The sequence below is a fragment of the Candidatus Chlorohelix sp. genome, from assembly GCF_037138995.1.
Taxonomy (GTDB): Bacteria; Chloroflexota; Chloroflexia; order Chloroheliales; family Chloroheliaceae; genus Chlorohelix.
The window spans coordinates 1-21,061 of the sequence record NZ_JBAXHI010000053.1; the positions used below are offsets into that span (position 1 = coordinate 1).

Genomic DNA, 21,061 nt, shown 5'->3' on the forward strand with positions numbered 1-21,061 from the left:
GTTTGACCAGAAGAGGGCAAGTGCCTATTGTACTGGCTGCTATTAACAATGCTGTTTTAGCTTGGATGGATTTCTTGAATGTCCAAAATGTTTTTCTCTGAAAAGCCCTGCAGCACCACGACAAGCTTAAGCCAAATCAAGGCTATATGGTATAATCAAACTTCCCTAAAAAACACATAAGTACACTTAGGAGGTAGGTTCAATGGCGAATGAGGTAGTTATCCTTGACGGGGCGCGTACCGTTTTTGGAAATTTTGGCGGAAGCCTTAAAGATATTTCAGCAACCGAGTTAGGGGTTTTAGCCGCGAAGGAAGCCATCAAACGCAGTGGCGTTGAGGCAAGCGAATTAGATAATGTGGTTTATGGGAATGTGCTGCAAACCAGCAGTGATGCCATTTATTTGGCGCGGCATGTTGGCTTGAAAGCTGGTGTGCCAATTGAAACTCCTGCCCTTACCGTCAATCGGCTATGTGGTAGTGGCGCACAGGCAATCGTGAATGTGGCACAATCTATACTTTTAGGGGAAAGCCAAGTGGCTTTGGCAGGTGGCGCAGAAAATATGAGCCAAGCCCCGCATGTGGTACGTGGTGCGCGTTGGGGCTATGGCTTCGGGGCGAACAGCGCTTTTGAAGATTCGTTGTGGACTGCGCTAATAGATAGTTACACAGGACAGGGTATGGCGATTACCGCCGAGAACCTTGCCGCTAAATACGATATAAGCCGCCAGTTTCAGGATGAATACGCTTTACGTAGCCATAAAGCTGCCCAGAGTGCCACCGAAAAAGGACTGCTTGCTGAAGAAATCGTGGCAGTTGAAATCAAGGATAAAAAAGGAAACGTAAAGCGCATCGAGCGCGATGAGGGTATCCGCCCAGATGCCAGCCTTGAAGCGTTGGGCAAACTGCCCGCCCGGTTTATTAAGGAAAACGGCACGGTTACAGCGGGCAACGCCAGCGGTATCACCGATGGAGCGGCAGCGGTAGTGGTTAGCAGCGCGGAGTATGCGCTTCAGCATGGGTTGAAACCATTAGGGCGAATCGTAAGTTGGGGCGTTGTAGGGGTTGAGCCGCACATTATGGGCATAGGTCCCGCGCCTGCTATTCGGCTTGCTTTGAAACGGGCTGACCTCAAATTGGACGACATTGATTTGATTGAGGTGAACGAGGCTTTCGCAGCACAATGTTGCGCGGTTGAGAAAGACTTGGGCATCAAACGCGAACGCTACAACGTAAATGGGGGCGCAATTGCTCTGGGTCATCCGCTTGGAGCGAGTGGCGCACGTGTCACTCTGACGGTGCTGTACGAATTGCGTAGGCGGGGCGGACGTTACGGTATCGCCAGTGCATGTATCGGAGGCGGTCAGGGAATCGCGCTTATCGTAGAAAACTTGCATCGCTAAAGTTGAATCCCCTTCTGATTTTTAGGAGGGGATTTTCTAATATAATATCCTGATTTTTTATAGGAGGAAATCATGTCAGAATCTACAACTTTAGTTACAATTATGGCTGCCACCCAGCGCGAAATCTATGAAGCGTGGCTCGATAGCGCCGGACATAGCCGTATGACCGGAAGCCACGCCATAGTTAATCCAGTGGTGGGAGGCAAGTTTAGCGCGTGGGATGGGTATATCGAAGGCACAACCCTTGAGTTACAACCCTACTCGCGTATTGTACAAGCTTGGCGTACCAGCGAATTCCCGCCTGATAGCAACGATTCACACCTCGAAATTTTGTTAAAAAAGATAGATGAAGATAAAACCGAAGTTACGGTGGTGCATACCGAAATTCCAGATGGTCAAGCAGAAGACTATCGGCAAGGCTGGGAGGATTTTTATTTCAAACCTATGCTGGAATATTTTGGTGAAGAGTGAGGGCAAAAAGAGCCACATACACTTTTAGAGGAGTGGCTTTTTCAGCAATCGAACTTGCCTAATGCACCCGGCATTGAGCGCAGTAGCAGTTGCGAAAAATAAGAACTGAATCCCGGTTTCTGAATTTCACAAATAATACAGGCTGTTTAGGGGCTTCAAGGCAAGGTGAGATACCATCATGTCTTTTTCGATAGGCGCCAAGCTATTTTTTTCCAAATTAGACGACATAGATAATTTAAGTAGCCTGCACTCGCAAGAGCCATAGGCGCTGTCAAGATTAATACGTATTGTCTCCATTTAGTGGGCCAAATCAAAAGGAAAAATAGATTAACCCCTATCAAAACTAGTAATAAACGATCCTTTTTCCATAACCGCCACATTGAAAGTATGGTAATAATTGTAACCAAGCCTTGCACCGGAAATGGAAAAGGGTAAGTATTATTGCTAGGCATTTCTGGCTCAGAAAATAACCAAATAATTGGCTGATACCAGATATGCTCAGATCTGGCAACTGGAGCGCTACTGGTATAATTTACACTGTAAGTCAATGAATGCAATACCTGACCTATCGGATTAAACCATAATATCGGATTTGTTAGGTAAAACACCAGCAAGGCAATACCAAGCCAAATTGGAACTAACCGCCATGACTTTATGTCACGCCAGAGCATCCAAATCAATGCGGCAATTCCCCCAACCGCATAAATATATTTGCTTGCCCCAGTTAAACCAAGCATTATGGCGGCAAGCCACCATTTCCAATCCCCATTGCGTTTGGAGTGACGTAATAAAAGCAACATCAAGGTAGCGAAAAGACCAGATACCGCTTCCAAATAGACTTCGGAAGTGTACTTTATATTAAAGCCATTTAGCGCTATCAATAATCCTGCTAATGGATTTTCCATTGCCACAGCCCCGACAGTAATTGAAGCAACAGTAGCATTAACATATCTCTGATTTAGCCAACGCGGGTCAGTGTCAAGCCGCGTTACCACTGAATTATAGTCATTATTCCAAAGCATAATTGCCCCAAAAATGAGCTTGGCTAGAATCGGATGCTCATAATTTTCCTGCTCATTAATAACTCCTACAAAATCACCTGCTGACAGGTGCTGTGCATAAAGCCGGGCAGCTCTAAGATAAACCGGTTCGTCAAAATCGCCTTCCAAAGTTACCACCGCAGATGAACGAATAAAGAGAGCTGCTACGATAACACAGGCTACTAACGTGTACCTAAACCACAGTAACAATACTATTTGCAGTTGTGTTCTGTATGATTGTTCTGGTTTTAATTGAAGCCCAAATCTGTAATTTGTAATGATTATAAGCGCAAGGCTTGACGAAACTACAGCTAGGAAAAAAGTAAGCGGGGCTTGATTATTTAAAACTAGGATTAGACTACTGACTATGAAAACAACTGTTATGCCTACCTTTAACCACCGGATAGTTAATAGGTAAGTTGCAAGTGGCAGAGCAATACCCCAAGCTAGGCTTACACCATTTTCGCACCACCATATATTGTTGAGGATTCTGATTGCTACTATTATCAAAAGATAGATACAAGCTATGCCGAATGCGAAAAGACTAGAACGGTTTTTTCCAGAATTAAATTGTAATGAATGTTTAAGAAGAATATAAATTGCAGTGAATACTACAGTCCAACCAAGCCATTCAAAAAGGGGTGGGAGTATTAGCATTCCTGCTTTTTCAATTGAAACCTTGTTAAGCACCAACCCTAGTTTTCTGGAATCGCCCTTAGGCTGAAACAGGTCGCTGCCAATCACTAACTTGTTTGGAGTAAGTCGAAAACTCGGAGCAAATCCTTCTGTTTCTATAGTTAGCCGACCATCCTTAGCAGGTGGCTTTGTGGATACCGCATTATTGAAAATAAAGGGCGTGGTTTTATCGGTGGTTAAACTGACAGTAGGGGCGTTGCCATCCGGTCTTGGCGCTAAGCCAACAAAAGTTACCTTAGTGGGCCAGCCTATATCGGGTAGTTCTACTGTTGCATTATTGCTATTTGTCCAGCGAAAGCTAAAATCCGCATTACTTTCCCTAACGCTAAACCCTTCCCCAATTGCCCAAGCATCAGACAATCGCCCTACATCTACAGTATAATTAAATGGAAGCTGATATACCAAAGCAAGAACTATCAGGAAAAAAAGAGGAATTAACCCCTTTTTTAAAACCTCAAGAAACCTAGCATATCCGAAATTATTTAATAAGTTCATTTTGGTTTCCATGATAGAATCCAAGAAAAATCGGATTCTTCCTAGATTTTAGTGATTCAGTAGCTTATTGCAGCAGATATTAAACCACTTACCATGCATTTTTGGCAAACCTCGTATCTCTTCAAATATTTATGGAAGGTTGAAAAAACATCAGATTTGAGATAAGGTCAAAGATTAACTTGACCAGCGAAGATTTGTTGCAAGGGCAAGATACCGCTATAAGATAATGGAGCTATATAAGCTTGAAAGAAAAAAGCTACTGGAACAAACCAGCAGCTTTAAATTTCTCAAATTGAACTGAAACAAGGTTTATTCTTCTATGTTGGTTCCGGAGCGGCGGAAATTTCCAGCCACACGACTGTACAAATTGCCATAAAACTTTTTGGAGTTCTTGTCAAGCTTAACCAAAGATTCAGCCAAAGATGGGCTAATTACCTTCACGATACCTTCGGCGGCTTTAACTACCTTATTATCGAGGGTTTTGGTGCTATCCACTAACTTCTGAAACGAATCAGCAACATTTACTTCATCAGCCATTTTGCATTTTCTCCTTTAAATAATTGAAACTCAGTAATTGGATAGTCTAATACACTTTAATTATAAACCAGCAATAGCTAAAAGTTTTGTTGCCTAAATAACTATCGTAAAAACTCCTTATTTGGTTTTCAGTATCAGCTTTCTCTTTCCTCACTATTTACCATAATATTGACCTAGTATCAATATAATTAATAAGGGATATCCCATCTGTAGGAATCTTTCTAAAAAAGTTGTCTTGAGCTATAAGGAGGGCATCAAAATGGAAAGACTTAAATTGGTGGTTTACTATCTCAGCCTTGCAAGTGGATTACTGCTCCTAATGTTATTGTTAGCCTCTTTCTACAACCTTGTGAATAGCTTTACCGCTACTAACTTGGAGCAAATCAACTGGAATAGCTACAGTCTGCTACTGGTCATACAGCTAATTCCGGTGGTTATTGCCTTCACAAGTGCGCTAATAGCGCGTCACCACCTGCTTTGGAGCGGCTTTTTACTAATGTTAGCCGGTCTTCCGAGCATTGCACTAGAAATGAAATTGTTGGAAAACTCGGAGGCGTGGTTACAACCAATTACGGTGTGGCTGAGTGCCTTATTAATGAGCGGGGCAGCAGCAAGCGCTCTTTCCGCTATACAACCGACACGTCACGTATTACAATAGGCAGCATAGGTAATAAAATAGCCGGGAATTGTAATAATAATGCTTGGTTCTAGCGTAAAGTTGACAAGCCGGGCGGAGCTTGCGTTTGCTAATGTAGTATAGTTCTACAAAGGAGTCATTAAATGTCAGTCAAATGGGATGAATTATTCTCAGAACGAGCGTTGCGCATGAAAAGCTCCGCCATTCGTGAATTGTTGAAACTAACCGAGCAGCCAGATTTTATTTCATTTGCTGGAGGCTTACCTGCGCCTGAAGTCTTTCCCGTAGAAGCTATAGAGCGTGCTACCGTCACAGTTATGCGCGAACATGGCGCACAGGCGTTGCAATACGGCTTGACCGAGGGCTACACTCCTTTGCGTGAACTCATCGCCACACGCCTGAATCACGATGGCATGAAAGTTACCAGCGAAAACATAATGATTACCACAGGGTCGCAACAGGCGCTCGACTTACTCGGCAAGATATTCATAAATCATGACGATTTTATCCTGACCGAATCACCCACCTATCTGGGCGCATTGCAAGCTTGGAACTCTTACCAAGCGGCTTACCTAACCATTCCCACCGATGACGATGGCATGATAACCGATGGGCTTGAGCAACTTTTGCAAAATCACCCGAAGTTCATCTATGCCCTTCCCAATTTCCAGAATCCCGGCGGCTTTACTATGAACGGAGAACGCCGTAACGAGCTTGTCCGTCTTTCCGCAAAATACAACGTGCCGATAGTGGAGGATGACCCTTACGGTGAATTGCGCTACGAAGGTGAACCATTGCCCTCATTGCTGGCATTAAGCGCTACTTTTTATAGCGGTAGCAACTACTATACCGGCAACGTGATTCGCCTCAATACCTTCTCCAAAATCCTCGCGCCCGGTTTGCGGTTGGGTTGGGTGGTAGCCGCACCCGAAGTAATCTTCAAGTTGGCGCAGGCAAAGCAAGGCGCAGATTTGCATACTTCTTCCCTCAACCAGTTTTTGGCTTATGAGCTTTTGCAGAGCGGTTTCCTAGATCAACACATACACATTATCCGCCAGACCTACCGGGAACGGCGCGATGTGATGTTACAATCGCTGCAAGATTTCTTCCCTGAAGGGGTGCGCTGGACTAAACCAAAAGGAGGTATGTTCCTTTGGGTGAGGTTGCCGGAAGGTATGGACAGTAGCGAATTGCTCAAAATCGCCATTGAGCGCAAGTTCGCTTTTGTGCCGGGGCGCAGCTTCTTCCCGAACGGAGGCGGCGAAAATACTATGCGCCTAAACTTCTCGAACTCTACGCCACAGAAAATTCGGGAAGGTATCCGTCTGCTAGGCGAGCTTTTAAAGGAGCATATTAGCCAACCAATTCCGTCTGTGGTTAGCTGACCCTGATTTTATACATGTCCTTATTTAAATAAATTCTGAAGCAAGGGTGTTAATGAAAAATCTCAATAATGAGACCAAAGGTTTGTTTTTAGGTCTAGTCGGTGTAGCAATCTTCAGCATGACTCTCCCTGCAACTCGCATTGCGATAGGTAGCTTCAGCCCGTGGTTTATCAGTGACGGGCGGGTAGTAGGTGCGGGAATACTAGCAGCATTGGCTCTAATCTTTACCCGCCAGAAATTTCCAAATCACCGGCAGATAGTTCAACTTTATGTCATTGGCTTGATGATTGGGTTGGGCTTTCCTTTCCTTGCCACCGCTGCCATGAGTTCTTTGCCAGCCTCGCATGGCGCAATTACCCTTGCATTGCAACCGCTGACCACCGCACTGGTAGCGGCATTTCGCGCAGGAGAACGACCATCATTTCTCTTCTGGGCAGCCAGCCTCACCGGTAGCGGTGCAGTAATCTGGTACGCATTAGCGCAAGGTGGCGGCTCGCTCGAACCGGCAGACTTAATGCTACTAGGAGCAGTAGCCGCTTCAGGCATAGGTTACGCCGAAGGAGCGCGTCTATCTCGTGAATTGGGAAGTTGGCAGGTTATTAGCTGGGTTATGGTGCTAATCTGGCCGGTGTTGGCAATTATGATGGGCTTTGAAATAGCCAGAACCGGCACAGCCCCGCTCTTTAACGCGCCCCTCGAAGCTTGGTTGTGCGTCTTATATGTAGCGGTTCTGAGCCAGTACATTGGCTTCTTCGCATGGTATCGCGGGTTGGCGATGGGTGGGGTGGCGCGTGTCGGTCAGTTACAGCTATTGCAACCGTTCATGACGTTAGTATTATCCAGCTTCCTACTAGGCGAAAAAATCACCCTCATAACCGCATTGGTGGCGGTAGTAGTGGTTGGCGCAGTTGCAATCGGGCGCAAAGCCCCGGTAGCGTTGCGTCAAGTTACCCAAACAACGCCACCTATCCCTTGCGCTTCTTTAGAGATTGCTGAATTGCAGGAATGATTCTACTTTACCCCTAAATTTTAGGCAGTTCTCAAAGTTAACGCCGCTTGCGGTGAAATAGTCTCAGGAAGCGGTGCGGTAACTTGAATAGCCCTGTTCTATATCGCTTAAACAGAGCAATAGAACGCTCTACCAAGCGGAAACGCCATATCAAATATATAAACAGCAATAGCATTACCAGAGAACCTAGCCAGAAAGGTTTTAGAAACTGCGCCCAACTAGGTACACGGGTAACGTCAAGCGATGAACCGGGAGCTAGTAGAGCAGCAGCAGGTTTAGGTTTCCCATCCGCTTTCAATATGCCAAGCTCTTTTTGTGGACCATTCTGCCACGGCAACGCACCGGCTACCGAACCGGGAATATAGCTGAAATCGTAAAGCGTCCATGCCACATAACCCGCGCTACCAGATGTTCGCAAGAACTTAATGATGTCAGCATAGTATTCAGCCTGTTCTGGTTCAGAATGCCCGTTAGGGAAAAAGGTATTCCATGTGGGCAAACCAAATTCGGTAATCATTATCGGCTTATCGGAGGCTGCCGTTTTCAGGCGGTTATACTCAGTAGGCAAATTCACGGCGGGCGTATAGTAATGAAATGATACAAAATCAACCAAATTGGATAGTGTAGAAGCTGCCGCTGAAGTTGACCAGCCGATTGTAAGTAAATGGTTAGAATCAAACTCACGCGCTATAACCGCAACATGGCGTAACCACAAATCCACCGTTTCGCGCCCACCCGTTTTATAATCCAAATCCGGCTCGTTTTTTAAGTCCCACGCTAACACGGAAGAATAATCCTTAAAGCGGGTCAATAAAGTTTCCAGATGGCGGTCTGCATCAGCCCACAACAAAGGGTTATAATCGGTTCGGAAATCAAAAAGGGTGACAATAACCTTTAGCCCTTGTTGGTCAGCACGTTTCAGGAAATCATCAAGGCGGTCAAGATATGTTTCGGTTGGGCTAGTACCGCCAAACTGTGTAAATGGCACAAAAATACGCAAGGTATTAAGCCCTAAATCTTTCGCCCGCTTTAAGTCTTCATCAATAATAGTCGGTTTGTAAGATAGCCAGAATTTATCCCAAGGAGTAGCTTGCGGATAGTAATTTACCCCAGCAGCTTGAAACGGCTGCCCGTCCAGTGTGAGGGATGCGCCATCCACCCTCACAAAGCCGGGGTTTAGCGCAGTAACAAATTTAGTATCGGATGGGTTGGTTTCGTTGATGCGTACCATATGCCGAATCCGCCAGTTACCATCTTCAAGCAGCATCACCACATCGTAACGCGAGTCCCGCTCATCTGCCAAAACCACCTGCCCGCTTTTGTCTCGAATAATTTGCTCGACTCGTGCGCCTTCCTCGGTAAAAGAAACAATCGAACCGTCTGCGGAATAGAAATGCAAATGTGGGTTATGCTCAGTTGTAGTTTGCGTAATCTTAAAGCCATTTGAAACCGATTGCTGTATCGCATTACTTATAGCCTCTAGGGTTGGTCCGGTAAAATAAGATTTAAGCCCTAAAGGTTCACCCTTTTCCTGAGACAAATTCCATTGAAGCCAAGCTCTTATATAAGCTGACTCTATCTGATCGCGTGTAAAAGGCTCCATCACGCGCCCTGTATCGGGGTCATCAGGTAGCCATACAATTTTAGTATGGTAATCAGGGGGCTTGTTTGGCACGATGTTTAGGGCAGAACCGGGGTCTGCGCCCTGCTGGAAATAGGTTATAATCGCTCCGGTTCCTTTTAGAATCAGGAATATACCAACCAAAGAGATTAGTAACAAAGCAAGCCATATTCCCCTTTTTAACCATACTTTTGACATGCTTTTAACTAGAGGCTAAAACTTGTAAAGCCTTGCCCAGAACCTACCTTCACTTCCACCAGATAATTACCCTGTTGCATACCCGCAATTCTCACTTCTACCTTAGCACGCCCTTGATCGGAGATGGCATTAAAGGTTTGTTTCTGACCGCTTTTGTCGCTTACCGTAAATATCACCGGAGTACCATCAGGGACAAACTGCTGCTGCGCTCCTAATAACGGACCCGCCTCAATAATCACAGCCTTCCCGCTATCGGCTTTGGTAGCGCTGACCGGGAAAACGCCAACCGCAGGTCCGGGCTGTAATGTAAAGGTCAAAACCGAGCTTTCAATACTTAAAACCGTACCCTTAATCTTGATTTGACCAGGTTGTCGAGGAGCTTGCAAAGGAATTCCCGCTATTCCATCAATAGTATAAGCCGGCAAGACCCGCTGCTCGCCATCGGGCAAATCTACTGTAAAAGTAACCAACGTTCCATCTTCAACTTTGTTATCAAATTGGTCTCGGAGAGTAGAGGTACTGATAGTGGCTAATTGGGTACCGTCTGCTGTCAGATTCAAGGGGTCAACATTTATACTAAACGGTACCGGCAAACCCGGCACTTCATGCAAAATACTTTCAGGACCAAAAACGCCATTAGTAGTACCGGATATAATAGTGTGTCCGGCTTTGACACCGCTATAAATTCGCCACCATGAAAGCAAATTGGTAACTTTAAATACTTGTTCTTCAAGGCGGTCATCCGGTCTTTTAGCTTTCATTTTTATCGGAGTACCTTCCGCCACCGGATTGCCGAAACGGTCAAACGGAATAATTACTACCATGCTCCAATGCTGCGTATCGGCGACAACCGCCTTAGCCCCCACTAAAGGTTGAAGCGGTTCAATCGGTGCGCCCGGTTTCAGCGTCAGTCTTTTTTCAATTTGCACCTGTCCGGCTTTCGCTACCAATGTTACTAAACCCGATTGCTTTGTATCGCTTTCCGGCAAGGTAAAGAAGGCTTCGTTTTTGTTAAAAGTGCCTCGATAAATTCGCGGACCGGCGCTACCATAGGCTATTAAAGTAACGACTGCGCCATCTGGAGCTTGCGAAGCCTTGACAGTTAGGCTTATCGGGATTCCCGCATCAACGCTGTCAGGCGCAGAAATGGTCAATTCTCCGCCTGTAAATGTTGGTGGAGAAGCTGTTGCGCCACAAGCAGTTAAAACCAACGCCAATAATAAGCCGATGAGAAAATAGCTAAGTTGCCTCATCCTGTTGCTCCCGCCACATAGTAATGCACATTAACCCTGACCGAAGAATAGCCAAAGTCTTTGGGCAATTCTATCCGGTCGCTTTGTTGTGGGGACAGATTGAATTTGCTAGACAAAATATTTGAATAGGTATTGCCTTTATCCAACACAACTGAGGTTTCGATTGGTCTTGAAAGCACGATGCTGAATGGCTGGGTTCTTTGCGGGCGAACTGCGCTCTCAACATATTGGTCATCCACCCATGCCACCCTCCCATCATTATCATAATAGGTCAGGAAAATATGTGGGATAGTGGCTTCTTGCGTCCCATAATTAATTAATTGCCCGGTGAGACGCGCCAAACCGTCATCACCGTATTCAATTTTCATATCTTGGAAGCCGGTATCTCTTTGCAAATCACGCCCGGTTACAACCGCTTTGGCATACACTTCAAAAGCAGCAACTTGGTTTTTCAAATCTATTGAAGCCGAGGGTATTATCTTTGGCGGGTCTTCTGGGTTTGGAATCCCTAAAGTTTGCCCTGATACCCCTGCAAAATCTACCCTGAAAGGGGTTATTTCTTTAGGTAATAGTTTGTGAACAATCCCTTCCTGTGCATTGTATTCGGTAACCTCTTTATTGTCCTTATCAAATAGAACCGCTGTGAGAGTTACATCAGCAGGATTTACATCGGTATTCATCAATTCGCCAACAACCGCATACCCGGTGCGACCCTGTACGAAACGGGCTGACATAATTTGCAGCGCCGGGCGATCCAGCACATCCGAAAAACTGGTAGTTTGGGTAGTAACACGCCTGCGCCCCTGCGAATACCAATTAACCTGCGCTTTATCGAAAAATTGATCCGGTGGGATGGTTAAATCAACTTGATTTGGCGTTATATACCATTTACCGCTCCGCTTTACCAGCACATGCTTTTGAATGGTAGGGTATTGCGCCAAGGCGGTAATCCAAACTGTTTTAGCCTGTGCCACCACTCGCTCCGGTTCTGAGGAAAGAAGCGAAGTTCGCACCGAATCAAGTTTACCGTATGAAGCTACCAGCCCATTAGTTACCGATAACTCAAGCAAATACTGTTCATAGCTAGGGCGCACAGCAGGGTCTAAATAGGAATATGCCTCACTAAAGCGGCGGAAGTCTAGCGCATCATAATATGCTTCGACTACCTGTAACGGACTGGCAGGACGTAAAGCTGAGAAAATAACCCCACCTACTCCGGCAATTATGATTATTAATACCGCTAAAGAGCGTGTTACCTGCTTTGAAGGGGGCGCAGGCTTGAGGTTTTTTACCACTATCAGCCAGTCACGCCAGAATTGCCACCTAGTTTCATTGTCGCTTCCAGTTTCTTTGACAGTTGACCAGCGCAATAACTTGCGATCAAAAGCTCGCCAGAAGCGTGAAAAAAGCCCGATTCCGGGTATGCGGATTTTTTTGGTAAACTTGACCAAGCCGATAAATTGAAACAGCCATAACAGGTGATGCCCCCATAACCGCAGGGATAGCGTAAAAATTGCGGAGAATATCGCTGCCATCGGGATAATACCCCACATTATACGCTGGTATATCGGTATCTCTTTGCGAGGCAGTATCTCAGGCAAGGGTGGAATATCCTCACGTTCCCATACCATAATGCCATTTTCCAACCGTTGTAAGCGATGCCAACCTGAGAAATATAATAAGGGGTCATAATATTGGTCATTTGATAATACAAACTTAAGATTATATTTTTCCGGCACTGCCAGAAATTGTTGCAATGAGGTAAGACCGGGTATTCCTCTAAATTTTGCGCCTTCCAACCGCTCGATTGAAGTAGTGGTCAATTCGGGCAAGCGGCGGGCAGAGTGATAATTGCCGTCAACGGTAGTGGCGTTAGTCTGTGCCGAGAGCCATGCCATTTGGTCGCCAAAGCCAAGCGGCAAAAACCGCCAGCGCGAATGTTGGTCTTTTTCAAGGAATGTCACAATCGGCTGCATATCTATAGCTTCCGGCTGAAACTTTCTAAACTGAGTAAAGTTCGCAGTAATCCCTGAGATAGCAAGGTAAAAGACCACCAATATTAAAAGAATTACTTTCCAAGTAAGCGACCCGAACTGATTGCGAAGGTAAGTAGCTAAACCACGCTGCGTCATGCTAACCACAAACTCGCCCAAGAGCGGTAAAAGCAGAATGGTTGCCCAAAAAGTAAAACGGTCGAGGGTAAGTATGTAATAAGCTCCACCAAGTAGAGCCTTTGGAATTGGAGTTGTTCCGCCCGTCCCCAGCAAAACCGCCATCATTAAAGAGAGAGTCAATGCCCATGCCCGCGTACCCAACCCCTTGTAAAAAATATAGGGTAGAGTCAGCAAACTAAGCCCATAAGGTATAAGCCAGAATACTAACCCAGCGTTCATATTCTGGATGTATGAATCTCTCGAAGCATGAGGTATAGAAATCTGCACAATCGGGTCATCTTTGCTCCATAACCAATAAGGCAACACTACCCCTAGCAGCACCACTACCAAACCAATACCGAATATTCCGGCTCTGAAGGTAACTGGAATAATTCTTCTTAGGCGGCGAATAACTAAAGGGAATATTTTTCGAGTAGATACTTCGGAAGGATGTGCAGACGGTTCATCGGGCAGGGGTTGTCTGAATTTATCCACAATACCGGCAAGTAATACCGGACCTACAAAAAATACTGCGCCAAAAAGAGTTGTAACATGATGTCCGGCGGTACAACCGGCTAATACTATCCAACCCATAAGCAGATAACGACGCTTGCCCGTATCCAGCCAATAGCGCACAAATGGCAAGGAGTTGAGCAAAAAACCCAGCGAAAACATTGTCGGCAGTTGACCAAAGAGATGCACCGTTTCGGTAATGCTCGATGAAAATACTGCCAGCAAAGCGGCAAACCCGGCGGCTTCTTCTGTTACCCATATACGCGAAAAGCGATAAACTCCAAGAATTACCATCAAGACGGCAAAAAGCTGTACGATGATAAAACCGTTCAGCAAACCAACCACAGGGGATAATAAGGCAATGGATTGTTGCGAACCGGGAGGGTAGCTGGTCATGGTGAATCCGGTGTACCAGCGGTATTCCCAATGGTCAAACCAAGTTCGCGCATAATGGTCGGCGAAAAAGATGTGGATATAAGCGTCGTAGGTACGCTTAAAAGTGCCGGTAAGCAGCAAGCCACCGTGATACACGAAAGCCAGCGCAAGCGCCAACAAAAGCGATGAATTCTGGCGGGATAGAAATGAGCGCATTTAACTTGCTACTAACTGTTCAAAGCATTTTACCGCAAATAGTTAACTCCACTGCTTACTCTCTTGTCTAACATAGTATCGGGTAATCGGTATGAAGGGAAAGATGCAGGCTTTACACCGTATTTTAGCAAAACCTGCATCTCTCTCATAAACTAGATTACAGCGGTGGTCAAGGTTAAACTTAGCTAATATCAAAAATAGTTAGCCAACTTGGGGACATTTAAGCACATAGCCCACACCGGGTACTGTAATAATATAAACCGGTTCGCTATCTTTATCTTCAAGGTGTGTGCGTAAATGCCTTATATACACCCGCAGATAATCAGTGGCGCTGGAATACTCCGGTCCCCAAACTTTGGTAAGCAAATCGGCATGTAGCATTACTTTCCCTGAATTTATCGCAAGATAATAGAGCAAACGATATTCGGTTGGGGTTAATTGTTTTATAGCGTCTTTTTTTGTAACCTCATGGCGCACAAAATCAATTGAAATATCGCCACAGGTAAAGCTAGGAGAGTATTTATTTACTTCTGTATATTCGCTACGCCGTAGCACCGCTTCAATTCTTGCCAATAATTCGTTGGCATGGAACGGTTTCGGTATATAATCGTCCGCGCCCGCTTCAAACCCATGCACCAAAGATTCTTGGTCATTTCGGGCAGTGAGCATTATAATGGGAACAGTGGAAAACTCGCGTATTCTGCGGCAAACCTCGTAGCCATCCAGTCCCGGCATCATTATGTCAAGTACCACAAGGTCAGGTTTATCATTTTCTACAATATCAAGCGCTTTTTTGCCATCCGAAGCGCTAGTAACTCGAAAGCCCCGTGACTCAAGATTATCCCGTACCAACCTCACAAGACTGGGCTGATCGTCCACAACCAGAATTGTTTTGTCTTTATGTGTCATAAAAAGAACTCCTTTATTCTATAAAGGTATCTTCGTTAACTTTGGCTATCGGCAAAGTAAAGTGGAATTTGCTACCTTTATCAGGTCCCTCACTTTCAGCCCATATTTTGCCCTGATGCGCCTCAATAATACCCCTGCAAATCGCCAAACCCAAACCGGTTCCTTCGGTTTTCCGTGCAATACCATTATCTACCCGAAAGAACCTTTCAAATATTCTGTGCAAATCTTCACTGAGCAACCCCACGCCCTGATCTTCTACCGTTAAATGCACCATCTCCTTACCATTACCTGAATCGAGGATTTCAAAAGAAATTTTGACCGATGAATACTCGCTGGAAAATTTGACGGCGTTATTGATTAAATTACGCAACACCTGAATAATCCGGCGAGGGTCAGCCATCACATAGGGCATTTCTTCATTGGGAGATGCCATAAGCTGGATTGATAGTTGTGGGTATCTGTGCCTTGCTTCACTGATTGCTCGCTCCAAAACTTCGACTATCTGTAACGGTTCTGGAGTTACGGTTAAAACCCCAACCTCAATTTTAGAAACTTCAAGAATGTTATCTATCAGTTCCATCAGCTTGTCGCACTCGTCACTGATAATAGTCAGGTAATCGTGACCTGCTTGGGCGTTCCATGAAACATCATTACGCAATAAGGTAGTTGCATAACCTTTGATTGAGGTGAGTGGAGTACGCAACTCATGAGAAACGATGCTAACAAATTCGCGCCGGAGTCTATCCGCCTCGCGCAAAGCTTCTATCCTTGCAAGACTGGTGAATAGACTATTATTTTCAATTGCTATTGCAGATTGACCAGCCAGTAAATTTGCCGCCTGAATATCAACCTCACTATAAGATTGCTCAGAATTAACGCGCCGGATACATAACGCGCCCAAAGGACGACCTTGTACCTTCATCGGCATTACCAACAAGCAAGTTTCAGTTTGCATCGAAATTGATAACTCTGAATCTAAATCTACCCGTTTATTATCAATTTCTAAAATAGTTTTCTGTTGATTCACTGATTCATTTGCAAGCGTAACTAGTTTAATAAGAAAATCGGTATTGCTTCGAGCATACTGGAATATCTCCGGGAAAACATAATGCTGTAGCAAGAAGGGAATTTTGTCCTGTTTGATTGCTTCCAGAGATTGATTATCAGCAGGATGGGGGTCAATGCCGATAAGGAGTAGTTCCGATTCATTACTTATTTCGTTACCAAGAAAGAGAAAAGCTTCATGTGAGCGCGTTTCATGTAAAGCCAGCGCAATACTTAGCTCTGGCAGATGTGTTTGCTCAGTTTTGGCAGTGATTAACGCTTCAGTGGTAGCATAAACATCCATTAAGGCGTGTAGCCTAGTATTTTCACTTAACAGGCGTTGCCGTTCGATAGTTTGTTGAATAGTTTTTAGCAATTCATGGCTGGTAAAAGGTTTGACTACAAAGCCATGTACACCTAGATTTAGCGATTGTACTGCAAGGTCTAGGGTAGTGTTAGCAGTCATTAAGATTGCAACAATCTGCGGGTGTATATGTTGGATGGCGCGTATAGTAGTCAAACCGTCAAGCCCACCGGGCATACGGAAATCGGTCAGCAACACATCAAAAGACTCGCGCATTGCAAAGTTTATGGCTTCTTGACCGCTACCTAAAGTATAAACATTATACCCGTTAGCATTGAGAACTTTGGCTACGGCATTACGAGCAAAGGCTTCGTCATCAACAACTAGGATAGTCTCTTTCGCCAAGATACTACCTCATTAATTTAGCGTAATAATTAGCGCGTTTATCATAACGGGATCCCTTTAGATGCTCAATGATATGCTGTTTCTTGCAATACTCTAGAGCATAAATAATATAACAGTTATTGATTTACTGCTATATGTTAGCCCTGATTAAAAAATTATCCTTTATTAGTTGCATTATGTCAACAGAGTGGTTGATTCTTCTTTAGGTATATTTAGCGCCTTAATAAGTAGCCAGCCTGACAAGACCCAACCAACAGAAAATAGTATTACCGAATACTTTAGCCATTCTTCAGTCCATGCCGCTAATAAAAATACCAGAAAATTAGCGGCTGCCGCCACCATTGCCAGCGTAAAATAAATAGCAACTTTCTTCCAACTTGAAGATTGTAACAAAAATGCCGCCGCCCACACCCATAAAAGCAACACCAGATATTGTGGGCTAAAAATTCGGTTCGATAGGGTAAACACAGCCACACCCACCAAACTTGCCGCCGCCCAAGCCTCATAAGCAAGCTTCTCTCGCCACAACTTCCATACTGATAACACAAAAACAAAACCAAGCAGCCCTATTTGTGCTACAAGCAATTTATTATTGCCTAAAATAATGCTGGATGGTTCACCCCATGGTTTATCTGGTACTGTATGGGTATTGTCAAAGAAAAAATATTGAACCAAAAACCAGAAACTCTCGCCAATCATGCGGCGGCTTCCCTGAAAACGATATGGATACCAAAAGGCTTCAGCATTAGCCAACAAAAAAGGTAGCATAGTAATTAAGGATAAAACCACAGCAGATAGCCCAAATATGATTAGCTCTTTCCAACGTTTCGCTCTAGCATAAGCTATTGCCAGCCAAGGCGCGATTACCGCCGGAAGCCATTTTGCTAGAAACCCCGCCGATACGGCTAAACCTACGCCAATAATTTGAAAATAACCTGTTTTTTTCAGATTTAGAGAGCCTTCTTTAGCAGGAGTCGGGATAAAGAAATAGAGGGCTAACAACAGCATTGCGGAAGGCGCTATATCAAAGCGGGTATAGTTGAAAAGGTACAAGAAGGGGCAAACAGCCGTAAATGCCGCTAATAGCCAACCTGTCCGCCCCCGCCCCAGCTTTATTCCAGTTGCATATAGCGCATAAGCTGCCGCTAGATTCCAGAACTGCATCCATGCGGGAAATACCCAGTAAAAATTCTGTGCCGAACCACCCGCAAGCCTTTCTCCAACCCAGAAAAGGAATAAGGCAAACTGGGGATATTCCATATAATTACCGTTGAAGGTGGGAGTCAGACCGGAAGCGAAGTCGTGTCCGTATTTATAAAACAAACCAATATCGGCATCACGACCAAAAAGGGGTTTTCCCGGTTCGTATTCAAACGAATAACGAACCCAGATATTTAGAAGATTAGGTAATAATACAAGTAGCCCCAACGACAGCCATTTGCGGCGGTAGGTTTCTTCACTGCGGCGCAAAACAACCCAACCCACCAGAACGAACACAAGTAAATAAGCCACGCCAAACCCAATATACCAGTTTGTTTGCTGGTATCGTTTCAAATCGCGAGTCCAGCCTGCTTGTAACCAAGCACCGGAAAGCCCTGCCAACAAAACTAGTGCCTCAACCCAATAGCTACTTAAACGCTTGATAAACGTGGAAAGGTTCGTTTGTATTTTGGTTTGAATTATACTCATAGCCTGAAATGTTAGCAGCATAATTGAGGTTTGTCCAGAGGTATCGTGTCAATAATCAGGGAATGTTGGCAAAAATTGGGTAGATTTAGGTTCAATTATGGCATTTCTCACTGTATTTACCTATAATTATTGAAAGGATATCTAAAAATCAATTTTAAAATTCATCAAAATGGGGGGAACTTTTTGGCAACCCTTGACGTCACTAATTATAGCGAGGAGAGATTGTTAGAAGAGGGATGCAAAGCCAATAAAGCTTGCAGCCCTTTTTTCTTTTATAACCTACTACCAAAATTCCCCATTGTCTCCCCTTTTAAAATTCATTGGAAAATTGATATTAATACCCGCTACTTTTTCCTTCCTGTGGTGTTTATATACATGAAGTGATTATAAAATCGTTGCCTAAAGCATCACTACGCGAAAAAGTAGCGCCTTATATCCCCAAACTAGGGAGTTTACGGCACGTATAATAAAATTACCAACATTGCTAAAGCTATTACGCGATAGCAATTATTAGACTATATCTTAACGAGCTTACTAATCACAGGTAGAGGTGCGAATAAAATCCGCCTCTGCCTTTTTTTCTTGCTTAGCAAGTAATCCACAAAGCCTAAGCGCCTAGCTTGCTACCAAACACAATTTGGAAAAATAGAGTGGGCGTAGCGCGACCCTAATGCCGGGTTAATTTTAAACGCTCAATTCGCTAGTCTATAATGAAATGGATTTTATTATACCGAAAAAACGTCATAGAGAAGCGGTGATTACAAGGGCTAATTTAAAGCGAAATAATTTACTGATGTGAAATCCCTGTTCCATTATTACGCAAACACGCTCTTACCGATTTGCCAAGATTTCATTGTTTTAGGGCGTGCAGCCATAAAAATAGCCAATAAGGACTAAAAATATTACGTGTTAAATATTGTCTGAAAAGGAATACTGGCATATAATCTTATCAAATTATTAATCTTTTATAAGCTATTTTCATCATACACTAGAGCGGTTCAGTATTTTACAATTTGAACTTGCTATTTACAGTTTGACAACAGGTTGAGTTCGCCAATTGTAAAAAATATTATTCTCTGAATTGCTCTGATAATACACAAGGGGAAATTAATGCTGGGTAACAGTGATGAAAACAATCATGACTTATCTAATAGTGAGTTAATTGCTTTAATTAAGTCATTAAAAGATACAGTGGATTGTCAGAAAAAGGAATTGGAACTTCAGAAGAAAGATTTTGAAAGAAGAATAAACGAACTAGAAAAAAATCATAGCAAAAATTCACAGGATAAACAAGAACAAACATCTGACCAAAGTACCAGCCGTCGCAAAATGCTTAAACGCTTGGGGGCTGCGGCAGCCGGAATTGCTGTAGCAGGCGCCGCAACCATTTCACAGACGGCGACCCCTGTACATGCAGCAGGCGCATTCCAGTTTCAATCCGATGCCACTACAGGGTTAGGAACTTTAGCTGACCCTAACAAATCGACTGCTCCTACTTACTGGACTGTGGTTAATGCCAGTAGTACACCCGGTACGGCTGTGCCTGTACTGGATATTACTAATGCAACCACTACAGGCACACTTTTGGATGGAGTCAAGGTTACGGTTGCGAGTGGCGTGGCGCTCAGCGGTTCATCTACCAGTGATGTAGCAATCAGCGGGACGACTCAAGGTACTTCCAAAGCGGCGGTGAATGGGCTAATCGGTAGCGTTCCCACCATTAATAACAACTTGCTTTCATATACCGGGGCAGTGACAGGCACTTCCGGTAGTTCTAGCGCAAGTACACATGGTGTAGCAGGCTTCAGCGGTAGCACCGGAGCGGCAGGAGTGTTCGGCGCATCCGAAGGCGGTCCGGGTGTATATGGGGTTAGCTCCACCACTTATGGCGGCTACTTTCAGAGTGTTTCCACCTCCACCGCTCACGCCCAATTGAAGGTACAGCCGCATACCCAGAATAGTCTTCCAAGCTCTGGAACTACGGGCGAAATGTATGTGAGCAACGCCGGGCTTTTCTATATTTATACTGGAGGCAATTGGAATTTGATGTCTAATGCGCTCCCCTTTTTCTTCAATGGGACAGCAGGAACAGCAGGAACTCCTCCTAATGTTGCAACTGGCGCTACTACTATAGATTCTAGCTCTGGTGCGATTACTGAACCCGGTACTGCCTCCCCATTACTTAAAATCAATAATACGCGAGGCTCTGGCAGCACCTCTAGTAGCACCTTAAAAGACGGCTTACTGGTTACTTCGACTAACGGTATTCCTATACGAGGTATAGCCGGAGACTCCGCTAATGCCACTTTACAAACCATGATTGGTAACAACAAAGGCGCAGTTGCCGGCGCTTCCACAACTTCTTACGGTGGTCAATTTGGAACAACCCATAGCGCCAGTGGTCAGCTAAAGATAGATCCACACCCTACTGTATCCGGCGCGCCAACTTGGACTGGAGCATTGGGCGAAATATTTATGGACAGCGCCGGGGTATTATGGGTATATTCAAAAGCAACTCCCACTTCTACAGCTGCCGCTTGGAATTTGATGTTAGGCGGGACAGCTTCGACTGGGCTACAATTCACGTTTCTTCAAAGCCCAGATCGGTTTGTTCAAACAAATTACAATGGTGGTGCAGGCTATGGTAACACTTCTACTCCCGGTGTGGTTAACGGTTTTACACCGTTGTGGGCGCCGGCTAGCCTCTCTAAT

Annotated in this window: 14 protein-coding genes; 6 read left to right on the forward strand and 8 right to left on the reverse strand. The window is 44.7% G+C overall.

Annotation, left to right across the window (positions count from 1 at the left end):
* Positions 1-202 precede the first annotated feature (202 nt).
* Both WCK19_RS16540 and WCK19_RS16545 read left to right on the forward strand, forming a co-directional pair.
* A complete protein-coding gene (locus WCK19_RS16540) occupies positions 203-1,399 on the forward strand; it encodes an acetyl-CoA C-acetyltransferase (RefSeq protein ID WP_342398508.1) in 1,197 nt (398 codons plus the stop codon).
* A 72-nt stretch (positions 1,400-1,471) separates the two neighbouring features.
* Positions 1,472-1,870 (forward strand): SRPBCC domain-containing protein, encoded by a 399-nt coding sequence (locus tag WCK19_RS16545; protein WP_342398509.1) that lies wholly within the window; start codon positions 1,472-1,474, stop codon positions 1,868-1,870.
* A 176-nt stretch (positions 1,871-2,046) separates the two neighbouring features.
* Here the strand turns inward: WCK19_RS16545 and WCK19_RS16550 are convergent, their stop codons facing one another.
* Both WCK19_RS16550 and WCK19_RS16555 read right to left on the reverse strand, forming a co-directional pair.
* Entirely contained in the window at positions 2,047-4,101 is a 2,055-nt protein-coding gene (locus tag WCK19_RS16550; RefSeq protein ID WP_342398510.1) for a hypothetical protein, read from the reverse strand.
* Between the two features lie 309 nt (positions 4,102-4,410).
* A complete protein-coding gene (locus WCK19_RS16555) occupies positions 4,411-4,638 on the reverse strand; it encodes a hypothetical protein (protein WP_342398511.1) in 228 nt (75 codons plus the stop codon).
* Between the two features lie 259 nt (positions 4,639-4,897).
* Here WCK19_RS16555 and WCK19_RS16560 point away from each other — a divergent pair, with 259 nt between their 5' ends.
* From WCK19_RS16560 to WCK19_RS16570, 3 genes are all read left to right on the forward strand, one after another.
* Positions 4,898-5,296 (forward strand): hypothetical protein, encoded by a 399-nt coding sequence (locus WCK19_RS16560; protein WP_342398512.1) that lies wholly within the window; start codon positions 4,898-4,900, stop codon positions 5,294-5,296.
* A 122-nt stretch (positions 5,297-5,418) separates the two neighbouring features.
* Positions 5,419-6,660, forward strand: coding sequence for a PLP-dependent aminotransferase family protein (locus tag WCK19_RS16565; RefSeq protein ID WP_342398513.1), 1,242 nt, complete (start codon positions 5,419-5,421; stop codon positions 6,658-6,660).
* A gap of 52 nt (positions 6,661-6,712) precedes the next feature.
* Positions 6,713-7,669: a DMT family transporter gene (locus WCK19_RS16570; RefSeq protein WP_342398514.1), complete on the forward strand. Its 957-nt coding sequence runs from the start codon at positions 6,713-6,715 to the stop codon at positions 7,667-7,669.
* 37 nt (positions 7,670-7,706) lie between these two features.
* Here WCK19_RS16570 and WCK19_RS16575 read toward each other — a convergent pair whose 3' ends face one another.
* The 6 genes from WCK19_RS16575 to WCK19_RS16600 form a co-directional block, all read right to left on the reverse strand.
* Positions 7,707-9,449 (reverse strand): cellulase family glycosylhydrolase, encoded by a 1,743-nt coding sequence (locus tag WCK19_RS16575; protein ID WP_342398515.1) that lies wholly within the window; start codon positions 9,447-9,449, stop codon positions 7,707-7,709.
* A 47-nt stretch (positions 9,450-9,496) separates the two neighbouring features.
* A complete protein-coding gene (locus WCK19_RS16580) occupies positions 9,497-10,741 on the reverse strand; it encodes a hypothetical protein (protein ID WP_342398516.1) in 1,245 nt (414 codons plus the stop codon).
* Positions 10,738-13,998: a hypothetical protein gene (locus tag WCK19_RS16585; protein ID WP_342398517.1), complete on the reverse strand. Its 3,261-nt coding sequence runs from the start codon at positions 13,996-13,998 to the stop codon at positions 10,738-10,740. The genes WCK19_RS16580 and WCK19_RS16585 overlap by 4 nt, the downstream gene beginning before the upstream one ends.
* 201 nt (positions 13,999-14,199) lie before the next feature.
* Complete coding sequence (locus tag WCK19_RS16590) at positions 14,200-14,907, reverse strand: response regulator transcription factor (RefSeq protein ID WP_342398518.1); 708 nt, start codon at positions 14,905-14,907, stop codon at positions 14,200-14,202.
* Positions 14,908-14,920: 13 nt separating this feature from the next.
* A complete protein-coding gene (locus WCK19_RS16595; RefSeq protein WP_342398519.1) occupies positions 14,921-16,660 on the reverse strand; it encodes an ATP-binding protein in 1,740 nt (579 codons plus the stop codon).
* A gap of 174 nt (positions 16,661-16,834) precedes the next feature.
* Positions 16,835-18,349: a hypothetical protein gene (locus WCK19_RS16600; protein ID WP_342398520.1), complete on the reverse strand. Its 1,515-nt coding sequence runs from the start codon at positions 18,347-18,349 to the stop codon at positions 16,835-16,837.
* Between the two features lie 1,110 nt (positions 18,350-19,459).
* Between WCK19_RS16600 and WCK19_RS16605 the strand changes: the two genes are divergently transcribed.
* Positions 19,460-21,061 (forward strand): hypothetical protein (locus tag WCK19_RS16605; RefSeq protein ID WP_342398521.1); only part of this gene is annotated, 1,602 nt, incomplete at its 3' end.